At 57.4% G+C, this 20,282-nt stretch carries 22 protein-coding genes; 6 read left to right on the plus strand and 16 right to left on the minus strand.

Going from position 1 to position 20,282, the window contains the following annotated elements:
• Window positions 1–35: 35 nt before the first annotated feature.
• Genes D5270_RS04390 through D5270_RS04400 form a run of 3 tightly spaced genes read right to left on the minus strand, consistent with a single transcriptional unit; the run spans window position 36 to window position 1,904 of the window.
• Window positions 36–698 (minus strand): potassium channel family protein, encoded by a 663-nt coding sequence (locus D5270_RS04390; protein ID WP_166542941.1) that lies wholly within the window; start codon window positions 696–698, stop codon window positions 36–38.
• Window positions 698–1,315, minus strand: coding sequence for a potassium channel family protein (locus tag D5270_RS04395; protein WP_166542942.1), 618 nt, complete (start codon window positions 1,313–1,315; stop codon window positions 698–700). Before D5270_RS04395 ends, D5270_RS04390 begins: the two co-directional genes overlap by 1 nt.
• Before the next feature lies 1 nt (window position 1,316).
• Window positions 1,317–1,904, minus strand: coding sequence for an SH3 domain-containing protein (locus D5270_RS04400; protein WP_166542943.1), 588 nt, complete (start codon window positions 1,902–1,904; stop codon window positions 1,317–1,319).
• Between the two features lie 375 nt (window positions 1,905–2,279).
• Here D5270_RS04400 and rpsB point away from each other — a divergent pair, with 375 nt between their 5' ends.
• From rpsB to D5270_RS04415, 3 genes are all read left to right on the plus strand, one after another.
• Window positions 2,280–3,035 (plus strand): 30S ribosomal protein S2, encoded by a 756-nt coding sequence (rpsB, locus tag D5270_RS04405; protein ID WP_161472147.1) that lies wholly within the window; start codon window positions 2,280–2,282, stop codon window positions 3,033–3,035.
• A gap of 35 nt (window positions 3,036–3,070) precedes the next feature.
• Entirely contained in the window at window positions 3,071–3,985 is a 915-nt protein-coding gene (gene tsf / locus D5270_RS04410) for a translation elongation factor Ts (RefSeq protein ID WP_166542944.1), read from the plus strand.
• A gap of 65 nt (window positions 3,986–4,050) precedes the next feature.
• Window positions 4,051–4,875: a GNAT family N-acetyltransferase gene (locus D5270_RS04415; RefSeq protein WP_166542945.1), complete on the plus strand. Its 825-nt coding sequence runs from the start codon at window positions 4,051–4,053 to the stop codon at window positions 4,873–4,875.
• A gap of 115 nt (window positions 4,876–4,990) precedes the next feature.
• Here the strand turns inward: D5270_RS04415 and era are convergent, their stop codons facing one another.
• The 8 genes from era to D5270_RS04455 form a co-directional block, all read right to left on the minus strand.
• A complete protein-coding gene (gene era / locus D5270_RS04420; RefSeq protein WP_166542946.1) occupies window positions 4,991–5,896 on the minus strand; it encodes a GTPase Era in 906 nt (301 codons plus the stop codon).
• A gap of 134 nt (window positions 5,897–6,030) precedes the next feature.
• The gene (locus D5270_RS04425) at window positions 6,031–6,429 is read right to left on the minus strand and encodes a hypothetical protein (RefSeq protein ID WP_166542947.1); all 399 of its coding nucleotides are present in this window, start codon (window positions 6,427–6,429) and stop codon (window positions 6,031–6,033) included.
• 11 nt (window positions 6,430–6,440) lie between these two features.
• Window positions 6,441–6,908, minus strand: coding sequence for a diacylglycerol kinase family protein (locus D5270_RS04430; RefSeq protein WP_166542948.1), 468 nt, complete (start codon window positions 6,906–6,908; stop codon window positions 6,441–6,443).
• Complete coding sequence (ybeY, locus tag D5270_RS04435; protein WP_166542949.1) at window positions 6,905–7,405, minus strand: rRNA maturation RNase YbeY; 501 nt, start codon at window positions 7,403–7,405, stop codon at window positions 6,905–6,907. The genes D5270_RS04430 and ybeY overlap by 4 nt, the downstream gene beginning before the upstream one ends.
• Window positions 7,406–7,450: 45 nt before the next feature.
• Window positions 7,451–8,410, minus strand: coding sequence for a PhoH family protein (locus tag D5270_RS04440; protein ID WP_243150147.1), 960 nt, complete (start codon window positions 8,408–8,410; stop codon window positions 7,451–7,453).
• 135 nt (window positions 8,411–8,545) lie between these two features.
• A complete protein-coding gene (locus D5270_RS04445; RefSeq protein ID WP_166542950.1) occupies window positions 8,546–9,742 on the minus strand; it encodes a sporulation protein YqfD in 1,197 nt (398 codons plus the stop codon).
• A 10-nt stretch (window positions 9,743–9,752) separates the two neighbouring features.
• Window positions 9,753–9,995, minus strand: coding sequence for a YabP/YqfC family sporulation protein (locus tag D5270_RS04450; protein ID WP_166542951.1), 243 nt, complete (start codon window positions 9,993–9,995; stop codon window positions 9,753–9,755).
• The gene (locus D5270_RS04455; RefSeq protein ID WP_166542952.1) at window positions 9,985–11,070 is read right to left on the minus strand and encodes a hypothetical protein; all 1,086 of its coding nucleotides are present in this window, start codon (window positions 11,068–11,070) and stop codon (window positions 9,985–9,987) included. The genes D5270_RS04450 and D5270_RS04455 overlap by 11 nt, the downstream gene beginning before the upstream one ends.
• Window positions 11,071–11,207: 137 nt before the next feature.
• Between D5270_RS04455 and D5270_RS04460 the strand changes: the two genes are divergently transcribed.
• Entirely contained in the window at window positions 11,208–11,627 is a 420-nt protein-coding gene (locus D5270_RS04460; RefSeq protein ID WP_166542953.1) for a hypothetical protein, read from the plus strand.
• 120 nt (window positions 11,628–11,747) lie between these two features.
• On the opposite strand, the gene D5270_RS04465 is transcribed toward D5270_RS04460, so the two are convergent.
• Window positions 11,748–13,094, minus strand: coding sequence for an MATE family efflux transporter (locus D5270_RS04465; protein WP_166542954.1), 1,347 nt, complete (start codon window positions 13,092–13,094; stop codon window positions 11,748–11,750).
• A gap of 112 nt (window positions 13,095–13,206) precedes the next feature.
• Between D5270_RS04465 and D5270_RS04470 the strand changes: the two genes are divergently transcribed.
• Window positions 13,207–14,121 carry a LysR family transcriptional regulator gene (locus tag D5270_RS04470; RefSeq protein WP_166542955.1) on the plus strand — a complete coding sequence of 305 codons (915 nt, stop codon included), beginning with the start codon at window positions 13,207–13,209 and terminating at the stop codon, window positions 14,119–14,121.
• Between the two features lie 46 nt (window positions 14,122–14,167).
• Here D5270_RS04470 and D5270_RS04475 read toward each other — a convergent pair whose 3' ends face one another.
• The 4 genes from D5270_RS04475 to D5270_RS04490 all read right to left on the minus strand — a co-directional run bounded on the left by D5270_RS04475 (window position 14,168) and on the right by D5270_RS04490 (window position 18,043).
• A complete protein-coding gene (locus tag D5270_RS04475) occupies window positions 14,168–15,169 on the minus strand; it encodes a glycoside hydrolase family 18 protein (RefSeq protein WP_166542956.1) in 1,002 nt (333 codons plus the stop codon).
• Window positions 15,170–15,182: 13 nt separating this feature from the next.
• Window positions 15,183–16,706, minus strand: coding sequence for an arabinosylfuranosidase ArfA (gene arfA, locus D5270_RS04480; RefSeq protein ID WP_166542957.1), 1,524 nt, complete (start codon window positions 16,704–16,706; stop codon window positions 15,183–15,185).
• Between the two features lie 72 nt (window positions 16,707–16,778).
• On the minus strand, window positions 16,779–17,549 hold the full coding sequence (locus D5270_RS04485; RefSeq protein WP_243150149.1) for a heparan-alpha-glucosaminide N-acetyltransferase: 771 nt from the start codon (window positions 17,547–17,549) through the stop codon (window positions 16,779–16,781).
• Window positions 17,546–18,043: a deoxycytidylate deaminase gene (locus tag D5270_RS04490; RefSeq protein WP_166542958.1), complete on the minus strand. Its 498-nt coding sequence runs from the start codon at window positions 18,041–18,043 to the stop codon at window positions 17,546–17,548. The genes D5270_RS04485 and D5270_RS04490 overlap by 4 nt, the downstream gene beginning before the upstream one ends.
• A 121-nt stretch (window positions 18,044–18,164) precedes the next feature.
• Here D5270_RS04490 and D5270_RS04495 point away from each other — a divergent pair, with 121 nt between their 5' ends.
• On the plus strand, window positions 18,165–20,273 hold the full coding sequence (locus D5270_RS04495; protein ID WP_166542959.1) for a hypothetical protein: 2,109 nt from the start codon (window positions 18,165–18,167) through the stop codon (window positions 20,271–20,273).
• Window positions 20,274–20,282: the final 9 nt, after the last annotated feature.

Raw genomic sequence — 20,282 nt, forward strand, 5'->3', positions numbered from 1 at the left:
GCGGGCCCCACAAAGTCTAATGCTCCCACTTACGCTTATTTCACCGCTCCCAGCACCTTATGCAGGGCCTTCCTGCTCCTGTCCTCAGCCACTGCCACCAGCTCGTCCCCGGCATGGAGCACCGTTGAGCCGTTAGGGATGGTGAGCTCGTTCCCTCTTATGAGGGATATCACCAGGGTGCCCCTGGGGAAGTCCACGTCCTTAAGGGCCGTGCCCTCCCAGGCGGTGTTATAGGGGAGGGTCATGGAGCATATCTCCCCCTTGCCCTCGTTCAGGCTTGCAATTAGGTGCATATGGGCGCTGTCGGCCTCCTGCTCAATGAGCTGCACCACAAGCTCCGTGCTGCTCACCACATCCTTAATTCCCAGGGCCCTGAACGTCCCGGCGTTCCTAGGGTCGTTCACCCGTGCTATCACCTTTTTGGCCCCGAAATGCCCCCCTGCCAGCTGGGCCACCACAAGGTTTACCTGGTCCACCCCGGTGACTGCCATAACGCAGTCTGCATTCCTCGCCCCGGCGGCCTCCAGCACCGACACGGTGCTCCCGTCACCGGGGAAAACCGCCGCGTCCAGCTCGTCGGCAAGCTTCCGGCAGCGGCTCTGGTCCTTCTCAATCAGGCAGACCTCATGCCGCCGCTCCAACAGCAGGCGGGCGAGGCTCCGCCCGGCCTGCCCGCCGCCAACTACTATCATGCGCATTAGTCTATCCTCCTGCTTATCACCATTACGTCCCCTTCGGAGAGGGCTATGCCCCCGGCTGTCTCTTTCAGCACAAACTCACCGTCCGGCCTTATCACCGCGAAAATACCGCAGCCGGGCAGGTCCACATTGTTTGTGGACTGCCCAAAGTACCGCCTCTCCACCGGGCGCAGCTCCAGGGCGACTGTGGCGTTGCCGAAATTCACCTGCTTATTCTCCCTTGGGGACAGCAGCTCGGTCACAAGCTTGTCGCAGGCCATATTCGTGGGGCATACCGTGCGCACGTCCCCGTCGAAGATGTCCTCCCGTTCCGGGTCCGCAACCCTTGCAGCCACACGCTCCACCTTAAACAGGCGCTTGGCTATCTGGCCCACGGCGATATTTAAGTTATCGTCACCGGTAGTTACCGCCACGGCGTCGCAGCTGCCTATGCCGGCCCGCCTGAGGACGTTCAGGTCCATGGGGAAGCCCGCAAAGGTCACCCCGCCGAAGTCCCGGGGCAAAAGCTCAAGATTCTCCGCGCTCTCGTCCACCACCACAACGCCGTGCCCCAGGCTGTCAAGGCGCTCAGCCACAGCCCGGCCTAAAAGACCGCTGCCAACTATCAGCACATCCATCTTACTCGCCGTCCTCACCGTCGGAGCTGGCGTTATTTCCCGCCTGGCTGCCGGTGTTATTCCCCGGTGCCGGTGTAGGCGTTGCCTCTGGGTCAGCAGAGGGCTCGGGGGTGGGGGTAGGCACGCTGCTGCTCTTCAGGTCGTTATACCGCTCAACAGTCACATCTATGACCTTTACAAACTCGGCAGCAACATAGCCCGTACCGCCGTTATAGGACACCTGGTACCAGCCGCTCTGCTCTGTATCCGTGAGAAGGGCCAGCTCGTCGCCGTTTTTGACGGTGCCCAGAATATTCGAATCCGTAGACCCGCTCTCACGCACGTTAAGAGAGTCGTCCACCTCTACCTTCACGGCCTTCGCGGTGGGCTGAGGCGTGGGGGACGGGGTATTAAGGGGTATCACAGAGGAAGTGCCCGAAGCCCCTGTGCCGCTGCTGTCCTTATCCTTGTCCTTGTCTTTATCGTTTCCGCAGGCCGTCAAAGCACAGGTGAGCACACATCCGGCGAAAAGCAATGCCAGGCCCCTCCTTATCACTATGCTGCCGGGCCTCCTGCCGTTCTCCCTTTCCATTCCGACCGAACTTTTCATTTCATTCCCGCCTTTCCCAATATTATATTATTATAAATTAGCCGCTTTTCAGCGCTGACGTTCTTAAACTATTAGACGCCGGGCCCCTCCCCAAGGTAAGCCCGCCATATAAAAAACTCCCGCCCCCTTTTGCAAAATTCTTAATCATATATATTCTAACATAAATTGCGAAAAAGTCTACCTGTATTTTCAAAAAACTGGTGGTTTCCGGCAACTTTTTTCAGGACGCAAAATCCATTGACAAATTCCCAGGTTTTGTGGTATAATATCAGGCGCCAAAACACACGCAGGAGAACGGCTCTGGTCCGGGGGTAAACTCCCGGCGCTGCCGGAAAATTTCTCTCCTGCGGAGGAAAAACCAGGAGGTAATTTTAAATGGCAGTAGTATCTATGAAGCAGCTGCTGGAGGCCGGCGTACACTTCGGCCACCAGACCCGCCGCTGGAACCCCAAGATGGCCCCTTATATCTTCACCGAGCGCAATGGTATCTATATCATTGACCTGCAGAAGACTGTGCGCAAGCTGGAGGAGGCCTATAACTTCGTGCGCGACCTGTCCGCAGACGGCAAGAACATCCTGTTCGTGGGCACCAAGAAGCAGGCCCAGGAGAGCGTGAAGGAGGAGGCCGTAAGAGCCGGGGCATACTATGTGAACGCCCGCTGGCTGGGCGGCATGCTCACCAACTTCTCCACTATCCGCACCCGCATCCAGCGCCTTATGCAGCTGCGCAAGATGGAAGAGGACGGCACCTTTGAGCTGCTCCCCAAGAAGGAAGTCACCAAGCTTCAGCTGGAGATAGAGAAGCTGGAGAAGTACCTGGGCGGCATCAAGGACATGAAGAGCTACCCCGGTGCCCTGTTCATCGTCGACCCCCGTAAGGAGCGCATAGCCGTCTCCGAGGCCCGCAAGCTGGGCATTCCGATTGTGGCTATTGTTGACACCAACTGCGACCCGGACGAAATTGACTATGTTATCCCCGGCAATGACGACGCTATCCGCGCCGTTAAGCTCATTGCCAGCGCCATGGCTGACGCCGTTATCGAGGGCCGTGAGGGCCAGATGGGCGCTGCAGCCCGCCAGAACGACGCCGGCGAGTCTGAGGAAGCTCCCGAGGAGAATACCGAGGAATAATTATAAACGCATATAAACAGGAAGGATGTTTTCCCATGAATTTTACCGCTAAAGACGTAGCCAATCTCCGCGAGAAGACCGGCTGCGGCATGATGGACTGCAAAAAAGCCCTGACCGAGGCCGAAGGCAACATGGAGAAGGCTATTGACCTTCTGCGCGAGAAGGGCCTTGCCGCCTCCGTGAAGAAGGCCGGGCGCATTGCCGCCGAGGGCGTGGCCTTTGCAGAGGTCAGCGAGTGCGGCAAGGTTGCCGTAGCTGTCGAGGTCAACGCCGAGACCGACTTCGTTGCCAAGAACGCCGAGTTCCAGGCCTTTGTCAAGACCTGCGCCGACACCGTTATTTACGAAAACCCCGCCGACGTTGAGGCCCTGCTTGCCGCCAAAGCTCACGGCAGCGACATGACCGTTGACGCCCTTCTGAAGGACAAGATTCTCACCATCGGCGAGAACATCAAGGTCCGCCGCTTCGCCCGCTACGAGGGTGCAGTGACCTCCTATGTCCATGCCGGAGGCCGTATCGGCGTTATCGTGAAGTTTGCCGTTGACGATTCTATCGCCGCCACCGACGGCTTTAAGACCTATGCCCATAATGTAGCAATGCAGATAGCCGCCCTGAACCCCGAGTATCTGGACGAGGCCTCTGTGCCCGCTGAGCGCGTGGAGAAGGAGAAGGAGATTCTCACCCAGCAGATTGTCGACGAGGGCAAGCCTGCCAATATTGCAGAGAAGATTGTCGCCGGACGCATGGGCAAGTTCTTCAAGGAAATTTGCCTTGTGGACCAGGCCTATGTACAGGACGGCAACATGAGCGTCAAGCAGTACACTGAGAGCGTCGCCAAGGAGCTGGGCGGCGACATCAAAATCGAGGCGTTCACCCGCTTCGAGAAGGGCGAGGGCCTTGAGAAGCGCGAGGACAACTTCGCCGAGGAAATCGCCAGCATGGTGAAGTAAGAAGCTTATACTGAGGGATGCCGTGGGGCGTCCCTCTTTTGTTTTAAGAATTTTAGGAGTTTTTTATGAGAGAGTATTATGAGCTTTATATGCGGTGCTTCCCGGACTATCCCACCACCCCGGAGAATTTTAGTACATTGCTGCGTCCGGAGCTGGCGCATATTGTGGAGCGCCGGGAGGATGGCAGGCTGCTGGGCTATGCGCTGGTGCATGACGGTTCCATACCTGTGCTATGTGTGGACGAGGCCTATAGGGGGCGGGGTATAGGGTCTGGAATACTGGAAGACAGTGAGGGCTATCTTCGCGGGCAGGGAGCTGAAAAGATAGTCCTTGGCTGTGGGGAGCATTATATGCTCCAAGGCGTGCCTGAGGGTCCGGCTGTGCAATTCTTTGAAAAGCACGGCTACTCTGCCGGCTGGACCAGCATAAACATGGCACTGGAGCTCAGCGAATTTGATTCTGATAAGCTGGACATCCCGCCTGCCCCTGATGGAGTAGGTTACCGCTTCGCGAAAAAGCAGGATATTTCCTCGCTTCTTACGGCAGTGGAAGCGGCAGAAGCGGGATGGGTTAATATCTTCAGTGACTGCTCCGACCCGGTTCTTTTGGCCGAGCTGGACGGCACAATAGCCGGGTTTGAGGTACTCTCCACAGACGGTGGGTACTTTACCGCCCCAAACCAATTGGTTGGCAGCGTGGGATGTGTTGGAGTGGTTCCTCACATGCGCGAGCGTGGGATTGGACTGGAGATGGTGTCCCATGGTGTGCAGTGGCTTAAAGAGCAGGGGTGCGATGTAGTTGAGCTAAGGTATACGTGGCTGGAGAGCTGGTATGGCAAGCTGGGATTCAAGACTGTTTCTCGGCAGTGGATGGGTGAGAAAACTTTGTAAAGTTAAGGGCTTTCCCTTTGGAAAGCCCTTAATTTATTTATTATGTTTGGGCGCAAGGTCTTGGGGCTCTGCCCCAAACCCTGCCACCTTTGTAAAGGTGGACGAAACTTTCGCGTTATAGCTCCAAGTCCCTTAGTGAGAAGCCCATGCCCTGGAGTGTTTCCGGTCTCTGCCGCCAGTCCTCCTTTACCTTTACCCAAAGCTGAAGGTTCACCTTACATCCAAAGAACTCTTCCATATCCTGCCGCGCCGCCTTGCCAATCCTCTTGAGCATTTCTCCGCCCTTGCCAATCAGCATTCCCTTATGATTGGCCTTCTCGCAGTACAGCGTCACGTAGATTTCCAGCATATTCCCCCGTTCAGTCATATGCTCCGTCACCGCCGCAACTCCATGGGGCACCTCCTGCTCCAAAAGCCCCAGCACCTTCTCCCGCACCAGCTCCGCCGCCAGCACCGGCTCCGTCTGGTCCGTCAGGGTGTCCTCGTCAAACAGCCATCCCCCCGGCAATGTGAGCCCCTGCAGTTCCTCCAGCAGCGCCTCCATGCCGTCCCCCTTCTCTCCGGACACCGGCACCACCGCCTCGAAGCCATACATCTCCGAGTAGGCCGCTATCTGCTCCATCAGCCTGCTCTTGTCCCATAGGAGGTCTATCTTATTTATAGCCAGCACTGCCGGCACATGTCCCTTCTTAAACCGCCCGATAAGCTCCTCGTCGGCCTTTGATACCGGCGCGCCCGCCTGGGTCACCAGCAAACAGGCGTCAACGCCATCTACTGCCGCCGTCACCGACCGCACCATATAGTCCCCCAGCGGGTTCTTGGGCTTCAGAAGTCCGGGCGTATCCAGAAACACCAGCTGGTCCTCCCCCTTTGTGAGCACGCCCATTATCCTGGTGCGGGTGGTCTGGGGCTTCTTTGACACAATGGCGATTTTCTCCCCAATTAGCTTATTCAGTATCGTGGATTTCCCCACATTGGGCCGCCCCACGATGGCGATGTAAGCTGATTTTTGATTGTCCATAGTTTCCCTTTTTCTAAAATTTTAATTTTATCTTATTTCACGCTGTCAAAAGCCTTCATTCCCAGCACGCATACTGCTATAATAGCTATTTTCTTTTTCAATGCTAAGTCCCTTCCGAGACCTGTTATCTCCCATCATTCAGCCTTTTGTCCCAATGAAATAATTTCACACAAATCGCTCCGTTCCCATTTTAACACCGCATGGATATCACCATTCGAGCATTTCTCAGACTCCCTTATCTTCAAAGTTACGCCGGCGTAAACATCCCCCGGCGAAACCTTATCGTAAATATCCTGCTCAGTCTTAAAAGAAATTCTATCATAAGATAAATTGAAATCTTCTATAAGCCAATCCTCTAAAGCAACAGTCAGGTAATACTCATCATTATTATGAAACTTTTCAGCAATACTCTCAATGGAAAGAACCGCTATTGCCTCATGCTCATTCTTTCCCTCACTGCCCACCATAACAAGGCACCCGGTGCCAAATAGAATACAGGCTAGTGCGATAACAGCGATACCTATCTTTTTCACAAGAATTCCCCTCACCTCTTAACCGGCACCCCAAAAATCAAAACCAAGCTGACCGCCGCCGAGCACCCAAAGGCGCCCAGCTTCCAGCTTGTCCCAACTATATCCATAACTGCCGCCCACAGCTCCGGGCGCAGGAAAAGTACCCCGCCCGTGAGCGCGGCGAAAATCGCGCACAACAGCACTGCCCCGGCTGCCAAGTCCTTGACCCTGCCTATCTCCGGGTTACGCTCGCCGCACACATGGTCGCAGAGTTTCTCCAAAGCGGTATTCATGGCCTCTGCCCCTGTTACAAGCCCAATAGCCAGCAGCAGGCAGGCCAGCTCTCCCGGGGGGAGCTTCATTTTCAGCGCAAAGAACAGCACATATCCGCAGGCTGCCGCGTGTATGCGCATGTTTCTCTCAGAGCAAAGGCAGAGCCACACCCCTCTCAGGGCGTCCCTAAAGCTGTGCAGTAAGCTTCGTCTTTTCAGAGGCCTCATTCTTCCGGGGCGTAGCTCCCGCTGGCAGGCAGGCCCAGCTCACGCATGACCCGCTCCTCCTTCTCCCGCATACGCACCCGGGCCATACCGCCCTCCTCGTGGTCGTAGCCCAGAAGGTGCAGCATGGAGTGGGCGGTTAAAAAGCCTATCTCCCGCTCAAAGGTATGCCCATAGGTCTTGGCCTGCTCCATGGCCTTCGGGACGGATATGACAATATCCCCCAGAATTTTTGCGCCGGTCTCATGGTTTACGTCGTAGTGGCCCTCCTCGCCCATGGGGAACGACAGCACGTCCGTAACGGAGTCCTTCTCCCTGTACTGACGGTTCATCTCCCTTATCTGGTCGTTGTCCACAAAGCTCACGCTTATCTCCGCCGGGTCCGGGAAGTCCTCCATCTGGAGCACCGCGTGACAGCACCTCCGGATCAGCATACGCACCCCGGTGGGCACCCTGACCTGTTTCTGCCGGTTTGAAATGATGACCCTTATCTTCTCCATATTACTCTATCCTTTCCCCGGCAGCCGCCGGCGATTTTTTGTGCCCTACTGTTTTGCCCGACCCGCACGTTCATAAGCCCTGATTATATCCTGCACCAGCTTATGGCGCACAACGTCCTTCTCTGTAAACTTAAATATAGCGATATCGTCCACGCCTCGCAGTACCCGCACAGCCTCTTTAAGCCCGCTGCGCTTGCCGTCCGGCAGGTCTATCTGGGTAACGTCTCCGGTTATCACCATCTTCGAGTTAAACCCCAGGCGGGTGAGGAACATCTTCATCTGCTCCCCGGTGGTGTTCTGCGCCTCGTCAAGGATGATAAAGCTGTCGTCCAGGGTGCGCCCGCGCATATAGGCTAGGGGAGCCACCTCGATATTTCCCCGCTCCACGTACCGCCCATAGGTCTCCGCCCCGAGCATGTCGAAAAGCGCGTCATATAGCGGGCGCAGATATGGGTCCACCTTCTGCTGCAAATCGCCTGGAAGGAACCCCAGCTTCTCCCCAGCCTCAACAGCCGGGCGGGTGAGGATAATCCTGTTTACCTGCTGCGCCCTGAACGCCGTCACAGCCATGGCTACCGCAAGATAGGTCTTGCCTGTGCCCGCCGGCCCCACGCCAATGGTCACGGTATTGTCCCTGATATTATCGCAGTAGGTCCTCTGGCCCACAGTCTTCGGCTTTATTGGCTTGCCCTTTGCGGTAATGCAGATACAGTCCCCGGCAAGCTTCGCCACCTTCTCCTCGCTGTCCTCAGCCACCATGCTCATGCAGTACCGCACATTTTGCTCGCTAAGGCTCTCGCCCCCGCCTATCAGGGTGATAAGGCTGCGAAGGGCCCTTGCCGCCCGGTCGACCCTCTCCGGGTCCGGGCCGCTCACCTTCAGCTCCGAGTCGCGGAATACCACCGCAACGCCGTACTCCTGCTCAATGAGCCGCATATTGCCGTCGAAGCTGCCGAAAAGCTCCTCGGCCTGCTCAATCCTGTCTACGCTTATTTTTATTTCCAATTCGTGTAAATACCTCTCGCGGTCCGTTTTTTGTCTGGCGTCTTTCCTGATTTAATGTATTATACCATAAACTGCCCCCAAAGTTCAAGCCCAAACTATATGAAAATGCCCCAAAATTTCATTAAATTGTTTGGGCTATTCCACCAGGATTTTCTGCACCAGCCCTATCTCCTCCCAGCAGCGGCACCGGGCGGACAGTATGCAGAGCCCATCGGAGAAGTGAAATTCCAGTTCCTCCTCCTTCACACTGCTCCCCTTTGGCAGCTCTGTCCTCTGGGCCTCCCGGAGCTTTCTCAGAGCCGCGGCCCTGAGCTCCTCCTCATTGAGCATCCGCCTCCCAATTTCAAGGAAGGCCTCTGTGCGGCGCTCCACAGTTATGGGCAGGGGGGTCCCAAGTACATTGGCCTGCCACCTGTCATACCATACCCTCATATCCCCCTGGCTTTTGGCCGTAAGTCCCAGGGGCATCCGCACCCCCAGCACCTCCAGCCATAGCGACGACCTGCGCCCGGTCTCAACCGGCTCCTCTATAGTGCCGCTCACCTGCACGGTGAACTCCCTGACGGTCTCGGCAATGACGCTTCCCCTGGCGGCCCCGGCCCTTCTGTATGGCTCAGTCCTGGAGCCCCAGGGGTCCAGCTCCTCCTCATAGAGCCCGGCTATAAGCAGCTGCCCCGGGGTGACCGGCTCCCCCAGCTTCACCTCCGGCCGGCCCTCCCTGGCCTCAATTTTAACTATTTTGCCGGCTCTCAGCGCCACTATATTTGATAGCTCCTCCTTGTCCTCAATCTCTGGCTTCTTTGTGCCCTCCTTCACCGCCACCTCTGCAAAGCACCCATCTGTGTTCACGCTCACCCAGCTTAGCTCCGGCAGCAGGGTCTGTATTATCCCCTCAGGATTCCCGGCCCGCATTGACTCCCTGTCTGCTCCAACATATACTCCCCCTTCCATGGCTGCCTCCAGGACCTGGCTTGGCAGCAGGTCCTCTATGCCTGAAACGGATACCCCCCATACAAACCCCGACAGAAACCGAAAAAGGGCTATGCCCAGAAACGCCCCCAGTATCAGTCCCTTCCGCGCCCAAAGGCGCATAAGCTGAAACGGCAGCCCCCTCTTCCTGGTTATCCTCCCCGAGGCCCCGCAGCGCCTGAACAGGGGCCGGAGCCGTTTATATCCACCGGGCTTTACCCGGGCCACAGCCTTCCCCTGGCGCCTGCCAAAGCCCCACAGCCCCATGCCCCGCTTTGCCGCCATAGTAAACAGCCTTGCGCCGTCTCCCTCCACCCAGAATTCCACATAGCCCGACAGCCAGTGGTATATACGCTCTATCATCACACCACCCCTAGTAACTGTACTCCAGTCCCATTATCACGCCCTCTATCATGGCAGAGCTCTGGGTGAGCTTTGTGAGCCGCAGCCTGCGGCCTGTAATGCGCACGGTCAGCCGCCCGGTGCGCAGCACCACCCGCTCCTCGTCGTAGTCCACAATGCCGTCACATCCGTCCACTACCGCGCTGCGGTTGCCGGTGACGGATATGACCGCCCCGCCTGTGGGCCTATGCTCCCTGCCCTCATTAATCTCCATTCTGGCACCCCCTTCCGGCCCTGCCCCCGGCTATCAGCAGGAACGCCGCACACATCAACAGCAACGAAGCTCCACCCATCCAACCGCCTGGACTCAGCGCCGCTTTATAGGCCCCTGCCATGGTCTCAACCGCGCCCCCGGGCATGATTTTTCCTAAAAGCTCAAAGCATACGACTGCCAGCAGGCCGTGGATAAACCGGTAGAGGAAGAATACCGGCAGCTTCACCGGCAGCTCCCGAAACAGGGAGAATACCTGAATATGCACGCAGAGCCCCCCGAAGGCCAGCCCGAAGGCGAAGAACCCTGCCCCCACTCCCAGCGCCCGGGCGTCCCCTGTGCCGCCGGTGACCTCCAGCAGAAACGACAGCGACGCCGCCCACTGCTGGGGGGTGAATATCCCCACTCTTGTAAGCATCTTCACTGCCTGCTGGAATATCCCTCCGGCATGGAGCACCGCTGTAAACCCGGCGAACAGCACTATGCATGCGCACATAATAAGCACGCTTTTAGAAGCGTCCGCTACCGAGCGGGTCAGCGCATGGGAGCCGCCTGGCACGCCCCCATGCTCCTCCTGCTTTTGCGGTACCGGAGCGCGCAGACCTGTGAGCACTCCCATAAGTATTGCCGGTATTGTAACCGAAAGGAACAGCCGCCAGCCTATACCGGTGCTCCCAAACACCCCCAGTCCCAGATACGTCACCGTAAAGGCCAGCCCGGGATTCACACAGAACAAGAGCATTCTCCCCGCCTGGGGCCCTGTAATCCTGCCCTCCGACAAGAGCAGTGAGGCCCCCTTTGCCCCGGCAGGGTATCCGCCTATAAGACTCATAAGCACCGGCACGGCACAGCATCCCGGCAGCTTGAACACATGCCTGGTCACAAGGTCCAGGGGCCTGCCCAGAGTCACCGCCGCCCTGGAGCTCACGGCATAGCTGGTAAGGGCCATAAAGGGGAACAGCGACGGCACCAGCACTGTCAGGCAGTATGTGACAGAGGACGCCACAGAGGACTGGACGGCCCCGGGGTACAGCAGCAGGCAGAGCATAAGGGCGATAAAGGCTACGGCGCTGAGCATACGGCGGCTCCTTTCGTCTGGTTATTCTCCAAAATCATATGAAACGCGCCATCAGTATATGACCTCAAAAAGCCCTTGCAAAACCCATTGCCTTGCTGTATACTATAAATCAAAGCGTCTCCAAAGGAATGATGAATTTGAGCAAGAAAGACACGCCGCTATTCGGCTCCGGCGTTACGCCTTCATGCGAATACTGCGAGCATAACCTCTCCCCAGGCGGCCCCCCTGCCTGCCGCCTGGGTCTTCTGCCCGAGGACGGCATAGACGAGGCCGCCTTCGACGCCGCCTTCGACCAGTCCTACGACAGGGGCACCCTGTACTCACGCAACAGCGCCGAGGAAAATTCCGGCAAAGTGAAAAAGGAAAAGCCCAAGAGCAAATTTCAGCAGAAGGCTGAGCAGAGGGCCAAGGATAAGGCCCGGGAGAAGGCAAAGCGCCAGCGAAAGCGCATGGTGGTGAACGGCCCCTGCAAGTCCTTTAAGTATGACCCCTTCCTGCGCAAGCCCCATGCACCCCCTTCCCTGCCGGAGTTTGATCCGGATGAGTTTAAGCTATAAATAATAAGAATCCCCCGGTTTTACCGGGGGATTCTTATTATTTATCCGTCACTTTTATGTCAATGATGCCCAGGTCTGCAAATAGCGCATCGCCACTGGAAGTGACATTATAATTCATGCTTATATTACCTTCATATCCCGCCATTTACCTCCCCGCCAGCGCATGGCATAGACCACGGCCCGGAATCCCCAGTCCAGCATAGCCATGGATATCCAGATACCGACGGCGCCCAGCTCCAGCACTGTCGACAGCAGGTAGGCCCCGCCGAACCTGAACACCCACATGGAGACGACGGACATTATCATCGGGTATTTCACGTCCCCAGCGGCGCGAAGGGCCGCCGCCTGTACAAAGGACAGGGGCCAGAATGTGACGGCGCCGATAGTATGCCAAAGGAACATGGAGCCGATTAAGGCGGTGGTTTCAGCGCTCAGGGCGTAGAGCCCCAGAATCAGCGGCAGGCCCAGGTACATGAGGGCTCCCAGCCCAAGGTTTGCCAGCATGGTAAACAGGATAAGCCTGCGGTTATAGTATCTGGCCTGCTCAAACTCGCCGGCCCCCACACACCGGGCTATCACTGTAACGATAGCAAGCTGCATCGCGCCGCCGGGGATGACCTCGATAATGGCAAGGGTCTGGGTTACTGCGTTAGCGGTAATTGCCGTGGTGCCGAAGGTTGCCGCAAGTCCCAGCAGGACGATTTTCCCCAGCTGGAATATGCCGTTTTCAATGCCGCCGGGAATGCCCACCCGGGCAATCTGCTTTACCATCCGCCAGTCAAACCTGTGGAAAAAGGAGCGCTTTATGGACAGCTCCTGCCTCTGGTCCAGCAGCAGGGCGATGATGAGAATAGCCGCCACCCATCTGGCCGCCAGCGTGGAGATAGCCGCCCCCGCCGCGCCCATAGAAAAGCCGTAAATCAGCAGGGCGTTGCCGGCGCAGTTTAGGGCGTTCATCAGCAGCGATATCTTCGTGGTGGTCTTCGTGTCGCCTATGGTGCGGAAAACAGCGGTCCCGGCATTAAAAATGGCGATAGCCGGTATGGAAAAGGCGGTGTAAAAAAGGTAATCCCGGGCGGAAGCCGCCACGTCAGCCGCAATCTCACCGAACAGCCTGCCCACAATCCAGCCGGACATTGCAAACACCAGCACAGTCACCGCCGCCGAGATAAGCCCATTTATCCAGACCAGTTCTCCTGCGGCCCGCTTTGCGCTCTCCCTGTCGCCAATGCCCAGGTACTGCCCGGCTACCACCGCGCCCCCTGCCGCCATAGCGGAGAATATGTAGATAATCAGCGCCATCACCGTGTCGATTAGGGATACCCCGGACACCGCCGCCTCACCCGCGCTGGACACCATCACCGAGTCTATCATGCCCACTATCAGGGAGAGCGCGCTCTCAATGACAAGGGGGATTATAAGGGCCAGCAGCGCCCTGTTTGTAAACAGCCGTTTCTCTTTCTCCATTTTAATCTGCCTCCCATGCTTTCTGTGTTTAATTATAGCCCAGTCTTCCTTGACATGGAAGTTTCCTTTTGGTACAATACTTGAAACAAAAAGTTTCAGCAAGAGGGATTTTATGGTGGATAAGGCACTGGAAATCTTTAGGGTAACCGCAGACTGCGGCAGCTTTTCCAAGGCTGCCGTGAAGCTGTATATCACCCATACGGCGGTTATAAAGCAGTTAAATAATCTGGAGGAGCGCATTGGCGTCCGACTTTTTGAGCGCTCCACCCATGGGGTAAGGCTGACTCCCGCCGGAGAGGTTTTTTACCGTGAGTCAGTGGAGCTGACGCGGCTCTCCCAGGAGGCGGTGAAGCGTGTCCGCGCGGCGGGCCAGCCGGAGCAGGCGGTCCTTCGGGTGGGCACCTCGGCACTGTCCCCATGCCGGGATTTTCTGGAATTTTGGCAGGGGCACGAGGGCGGTACAGTCCGGTTTCACTTCCAGATAATCCCATTCTCCGACGACCGCAGGCGCTATGAGCACCTAGGCCGGGACTTTGACTTTCTTGTTGGGCCGCACGATTACCCTGCAATAGACGGCAGATACCGGTTTACTCCAGTCGGACACTATAGGTTTTCCCTGCTTATGGACCGCGGGCACCCGCTGGCAAAGAGAAGGTCCCTGAAATTCAGGGACCTTGCCGGTGAGACTGTAATGATTATGAAGCCTGGCACAAGCCCTGTAAACGACAGTATGCGGGCGGCGCTGACGGCTGAGCTGCCCCAGGCAGCCATTGAGGACATCCAGCCTATCTACAATATGGACACCTTTAACCTCTGTGCGGAAAGCGGCGCGCTGCTGCTTGCCCCGGAGTGCTGGAGGCATACCCATCCCGCGCTGGCGGCTGTGCCGCTGGAGGAGGATTTTTCCATTGAGTATGGGGTAATTGCCTGCCGGGCGCCGGGCGGGGATATGGAAAGGTTTTTGGAAGACCTTGAAGATAAGCTTCTGTCCTGCAATTCACCCGGCCCGCAAAATCCAACTCCTTGACAGTCTCCGGCTCGTCAATGCCCCAAAAGCTCTCATTGGCGGGGAGCTAGCCAAGCTCCCGCCCAATCACCTCAACCAGGGTGTGGGTTTTGTCACATCCGTGCTCCCAGTACATTATGCCTCCGAGCCCCGCCTCCTTCACATAACGGCACTTTAAGGCGATAGCCTCCGGATCCTCATAGCTTATAAACGTGCTGCCGTTCCACAGATACGCGGCTCCTGCCTGCTCGTCCCAATACTTCTTATAGCCGCCCTCAGCAATGAACTCCTCAGTTATATCGCTGTAGCCGGGACCGCCCTGGCCTGTGGTAGAGGCGTGCTGGAGCAGGCCGTTGTTTTCGTCCTCTACGCCGTCCCACTTTCGGGAGTAGAACGCCGCGCCGATAATAAGCTTCTCAAGGGGCACGCCCGCCTTATGGAACAGCTCCACCATATCCACAGTGGAGAGCCCGCTGCTGTCCCCCGCGCCGGGGCGCAGGGCCGCATGGTGCCCGGCTTCGTTCATAAAGCCGTTTCGCATATCGTAGGTCATAATCTGCACATAGTCCACGATATCCGCTACTTCTGCCAGTTCTGTACCCTCTATAAAATACTCACCGGCCCCTGCAGCTATGGAGAGGCTGCAGCTGCCCAGACGCTCCCTCAGCGCCTTCAGCAGCAGGGTGAAATTTTCCCTGTCCTTGGGGTCGGAGTCTATCCCCGCCTGGCTGCTGCATGGGTACTCCCAGTCGATGTCAATGCCGTCCAGCCCGAAGCGCTCCACGGCCTCCAGGCAGGACCCCGCAAAGCTCTCCCGCCCCTTTTGGGTCATGGACATCTCGGAAAACCCTCCCGCGCCCCAGCCGCCCACGGAGAGTATGATTTTCATTTCGGGCCTCCACTGCCGGAATTTTTCAGTCAGGCCGATATTTGTGAGCATAGATATATCCAGCTCATTCCCCTTCACCAGCCCGAAGGCCAGGTTGATGTGGGTGAGGCAGTTTAGGTCCTCCTTGGTGAACACAGGCAGTGAGTCGTTCATGGCGTAGGCCAATGCGTATTTTTGCATTTTGCTTTCTCCTTTATTTGCTCTTCCTCAGCCTGATAACATTCCATGAGGCCGCGCCCAGCCGGGACTTCAGCATTCCGCCGTCCAGCTCGTCCTGACCGGAGGCGGCATGTGGGGCGACAGTCTCGCCTGCCGCTGAGTTCACGGCCTTGAAGTCGCCGTGCTCCAGCGCGATATGCTCTATAAGCTCATAGCCTACGAAGCCGCGCAGGTCGGTCTCAAGGGTAATCTCGCCGGTGAGGTCACGGTTCACGGCGAAGATTGTGAGCTCATCTTCTTCGTCGTTCCATACGGCGGCGGCCTCCACATCGGTCACGTCGGTGAACTCCTTGGTGTCGTGCTTTGACGACCGCAGGGCGGTGTTCAGGGCCACGCCCCTGCCGTACTTTGAGGCGTGAAGGTAGGGATAGTAGATAGTCTGCCGCCAGGCGGGGCCGTTTTCCTCGGTCATAATGGGGGCGATAACATTCACCAGCTGTGCCAGGCAGGCCATGCGCACGCGGTCCGAGTGCTTTATCAGGGTGATTAGCATGAGGCCCACTAAGAGGGCGTCCTCAAAGTTGTACTGGTCCTCCAAAAGGTGTGGGGCCACGGACCAGGGCCTGTTGCCCATGGTGTCGCTGTCTGCGGCGTCGCTGTGGAACCAGACATTCCACTCGTCGAAGCTGAGCATTATGTCCTTCTTCGCCCGCTTCTTGGCCTTGACGAAATCGCAGGTGGAGACGACGGTTTTTATAAAGCGGTCCATATCGTCCGAATAGGCCAGGAAATTGGCTGTGTCATTCAGGCGGTTTCCGTAGTAAGTATGCAGGGAGATATAGTCCACGCTGTTGTACGCCTCCTCAAGCACCGTGGCCTCCCACTGAGGATAGGTCGGCATTCCGGTGTTTGAGCTGCCGCAGACCACCAGCTCTATGGATGGGTCAATCTGACGCAGGGCCTTAGCCGTCTCGTCCGCCAGGCGCCCATACTCCCGGGCGGTCTTATGGCCCACCTGCCAGGGGCCGTCCATCTCGTTTCCAAGGCACCAGGTCTTGATATCGTGTGGCTCCTTCACGCCGTGGGCGGCGCGCAGGTCACTGTACTTGGTGCCGGATGGGTGGTTGCAGTATTCCAGCAGATTGCAGGCCGCCTCAATGCCCCTGGTGCCAAGGTTCACTGCCATCATCAGGTCCGTACCCGCTTTCTTGGCCCAGCGGGCAAATTCGTTTACGCCTACCTCATTTGTCTCGGTGCTGCGCCAGGCCAGCTCCAGGCGGCGTGGACGCTCTGCCACCGGGCCCACGCTGTCCTCCCAGTAGAAGTTGGAGACAAAATTTCCGCCGGGGTAGCGGACAATGGGCACCTGGAGCTCCCGCACCAGGTCCAGCACATCCCGGCGGAAACCCTCCTCGTCGGCGCTGGCATGTCCAGGCTGGTACACGCCGCCGTACACTGCGCGGCCCAGGTGCTCCACAAAGGAGCCGTAGACACGCTTATCTATACGGCTGATTTGAAAATCCGGGTCCAGAGTCAGGCGGGCAAATTTTTTATCCATAAGACAATACCTCCAATTTTTGATTGTATTATACACAACTGGATGGAGAAAGGCAATAGAAACCTGAGGATTTCACAGTGCAATTCCCATAGCCAGCTGCGCGGCTGTGAATATTCCCATAAGCACAGGCTGGTGCAAAAGATATATTACCAGGCTGTGCCGCCCCACAAAGGCCAGCGGCCTGACCCCAGGCCTCAGCCTGTCCATAACTTTCCGGCGGGACCCTATGAGCCGCCACAGAAAATAGCCGCAGAGGTACAGGCATAGCCACGGTATCAGCGGGAAATAGTCCGACGACCAGAAGCCCGGGCCGGGCAGGCCCAGGACTGCCAAAAGGTCCCATTGATAGAGCCATGGGGGAAGCGGGCAGAGCCTCAGGCCCTCGAAGCCGATATAGCCGGATGGGACCTCCCGGGTGAGGAAGAAGGCCAGCGCGGAGAGGGCAAGGCCCAGGCCCGCAGGGAATGGCGGCAGGTCCAGCCTGCTCCACAGGGCCCATACCGCGCACTGCACCAGGGCGCTGAGCCCCAGCAGGTAGAGCACCCCGAATATAATGCGCTCTGAGGGCATTGCGAGGGCCGTTGCCAGGGTCACCAAAATTCCCGCGCCCAAAACCGTCAGACCGTGGCGAAGGGGCCGCCTTGAGAGGCGGAAGCAGAAGCCTGAGAGCAGTATAAAGCCCCAGCAGATGCTCTGCTGCCAGATATAGCCAACAGGACCGGTGTACCAGCTTATGGGTATGCCCATTATGTGCACCACATCGTATATTGCGTGGTACAGTATCATGTTTATTATGAGCACCCCTCTCACGCTATCGAGGAGGTTGTATCTCTCCCGGCTCAATAGCCCAGCTCCCCTCTCAGGGACTCATCGTCCTCAACCCAGCTTTTAACGTCTATGACCCTATAGCTGTCCCTGTCGTCCCGGACGATGACCCGGGCTATCCCGGCGTTTATCACCAGGCGCTTGCACATTGAGCAGCAGACGGCGCTCTTTATGTAGCTGCCGTCCCGGACCTCCATGCCAGTGAGATACAGGTCCGCGCCTATCATATCCTTTCGGGAGGCGCTGATTATGGCGTTGGCCTCGGCGTGTACCGAGCGGCAGAGCTCATAGCGCTGCCCCCTTGGTATATCCAACTTCTGGCGCAGGCAGTAGCCCAGGTCCGAGCAGTTGGCCCGGCCCCTTGGCGCCCCTACATAGCCTGTAGACACCACCTCGTCGTCCTTTACAATCACCGCGCCATAGTGGTGCCGCAGGCAGGTGCACCGCTGGGCCACGGTCTCAGCCAGGTCCAAATAGTAGTTTATTTTATCCCGGCGCTCAAATGCTTCCATATTTCTCCCTCCCTAAACAGGTTTTCGTATATTTTATCATATATGAAGGAGAAAGGCAACTTTACTTTTCTGCCGGAAGATGGTAAAATATCAGAAGTAAGTTTTTGTGGGGTGAGGATATTTGTACGGCTCCTTTGCGGGCGGCTTAGCCGCCGTCAGCTTTATCTGCTTTTTTCAGCTCTGCGGCCTGTGCCTAAGCGCTGTTATATTTACCCGTGAGTCCCCGGGGCCCAGGGTACTCCTTGGCAGCGTGCTCGGAAGCGTCTGTATGCAGTGGCTCCCGGCGCTCACAGGCTTTGCCCTTGGCTTCACCCGGGCAGGGCATATAGCCGCCGCTGTTATAGCCGCGCTTATCACCTGCGGTGCGCTAATATGGGCCAAGAAATCAGGCCGGGCTGGGGCTCTAGGCGTCAAGGAGGTTCCCGGCGCTTTTCTCAGGCATAAGTTTTTATTTTTTGTGCTGGCCCTCTCTGTAGTGTACTGCATTCTCGTCCCACGCTCCTTTTACTGGCAGGACAATATAATCTACAGCAGCCAGGCCACCTACGGCGACATGTCCATGCACCTGAGCTTTATCACCAGCCTCGCACGCCAGGGGACCTTCCCGCCCAACTACTCCCTGTTGCCCGGGACGCGGCTGAGCTACCCCTTCCTCTCCGACAGCATTTCCTCCAGCCTCTACCTCCTTGGGGCCTCCCTCAGGCTCTCCTACTGCCTGCCCATGCTCCTTGCCGGCTGCCAGGTGTTCTTCGGGGGCTGGCTGTTCCTCCGCACGCTCTTAAACAGTGATAAAAAGACCGGGCTGGCCTTTACCTTCTTCTTTCTCAACGGCGGGCTGGGACTGATGTACTTTCTTGGTGGCGGGGAGGGTAATTTCTCCCGGATATTCTACGCCTACTATGAGACCCCGACCAACTATACCGCAGAAAATATCCGCTGGGTCAATGTGATAGCCGACATGATGCTCCCCCAGCGGGCGACACTGTTTGGCTGGACCCTGCTGTTCCCGGCCCTATATCTGCTTACAAGGGCCGTCTTCCACCACAGGCGGCGGTACTACCTCTATGCCGGGCTCATGGCCGGGGCCATGCCCATGATACACACCCACTCGTTCCTGGCCCTGGGGCTGGTCTGCGGCGCCTGGCTCACGGCGCGGCTGTTCCGGGATAACGGGCTTTCCAGCCTGGCTGTGCGCATTGGGAAGCTGCTGATACCCTTGGGGCTCATAGCCATGGTGATAATGCAGGCCATACTCTCCCCGGAAGACCGTAATAACTCCGACAGGCTTTTAGGGCTGTTCTTCTCTGTGTTCTCTCTCTGGGCGGTGACGCTTCTGCTGCTCATGATAAACTCCCTGCGCAGGCGAAAGCTGAAGCCTATTATATTCACCTGGGGCGTGCTATTGCTGGCGGCCTTGCTGCTGGCCCTGCCCCAGCTTTTCACCTGGACCTTCAGGCAGGTGTCAAGCGGCGGCATGGTCCGGGGGCACTTCGGCTGGGTCATTGGGGATGACAACTATCTCTGGTTCTATCTGAAGAATATCGGACTTGTGTGGGTCTTCGCTCTCCTGGGGCTGCTGGCGGCTGATAAAAGGTCCTTCGCCCAGTACTGCCCCTGTATGGCAATATGGTTCGTGGCGGAGCTTGTGGAGTTCCAGCCAAATGATTATGACAATAACAAGCTTTTATATGTGGGCTTCCTGTTCCTCTGCTGCGCGGCGGCTGACTGGCTTTGGGGCGTCCTTGAGCTTATACCCAAGCGCACGGCACAGTATGCCCCGGCAGTGCTCCTGGCTGTGATACTGGCTGCTCCGGCGGCGCTGACCTTAGGCCGGGAGTTCATGGCCCGGTATGAGATATACGGCACCGGGGCCATGGGCCTGAGCCTGTTTATAGACGACCAGCTTCCAAAGGACGCCGTTATAATGACCGACCAGCGGCACAATAACGAAGCAGCGGCCCTGAGCGGCAGGAATATCGTCTGCGGCTCCCCCATCTACCTCTACTACCACGGCCTCAACTACTACCAGCGGGAGCAGGACCTGCGGCCCATGTATGAGGCCCCGGGGGAAAACCTCTCCCTCTTTGAAAAATATAAGGTAGACTACGTGCTCATAAGCGACTTTGAGCGCAGCTCATATAAGGTGGACACCGCCTGGTTTGAGGAGAATTTCTTCAAGGTATTCGACGACGGCGGCAGGGCCCTCTATGGGGTGAGGGCCGAATCATGAAAGGATGTG

Origin of the sequence: Acutalibacter sp. 1XD8-36, assembly GCF_009917525.1 — a bacterium.
Lineage (GTDB): Bacteria > Bacillota > Clostridia > Oscillospirales > Acutalibacteraceae > Acutalibacter.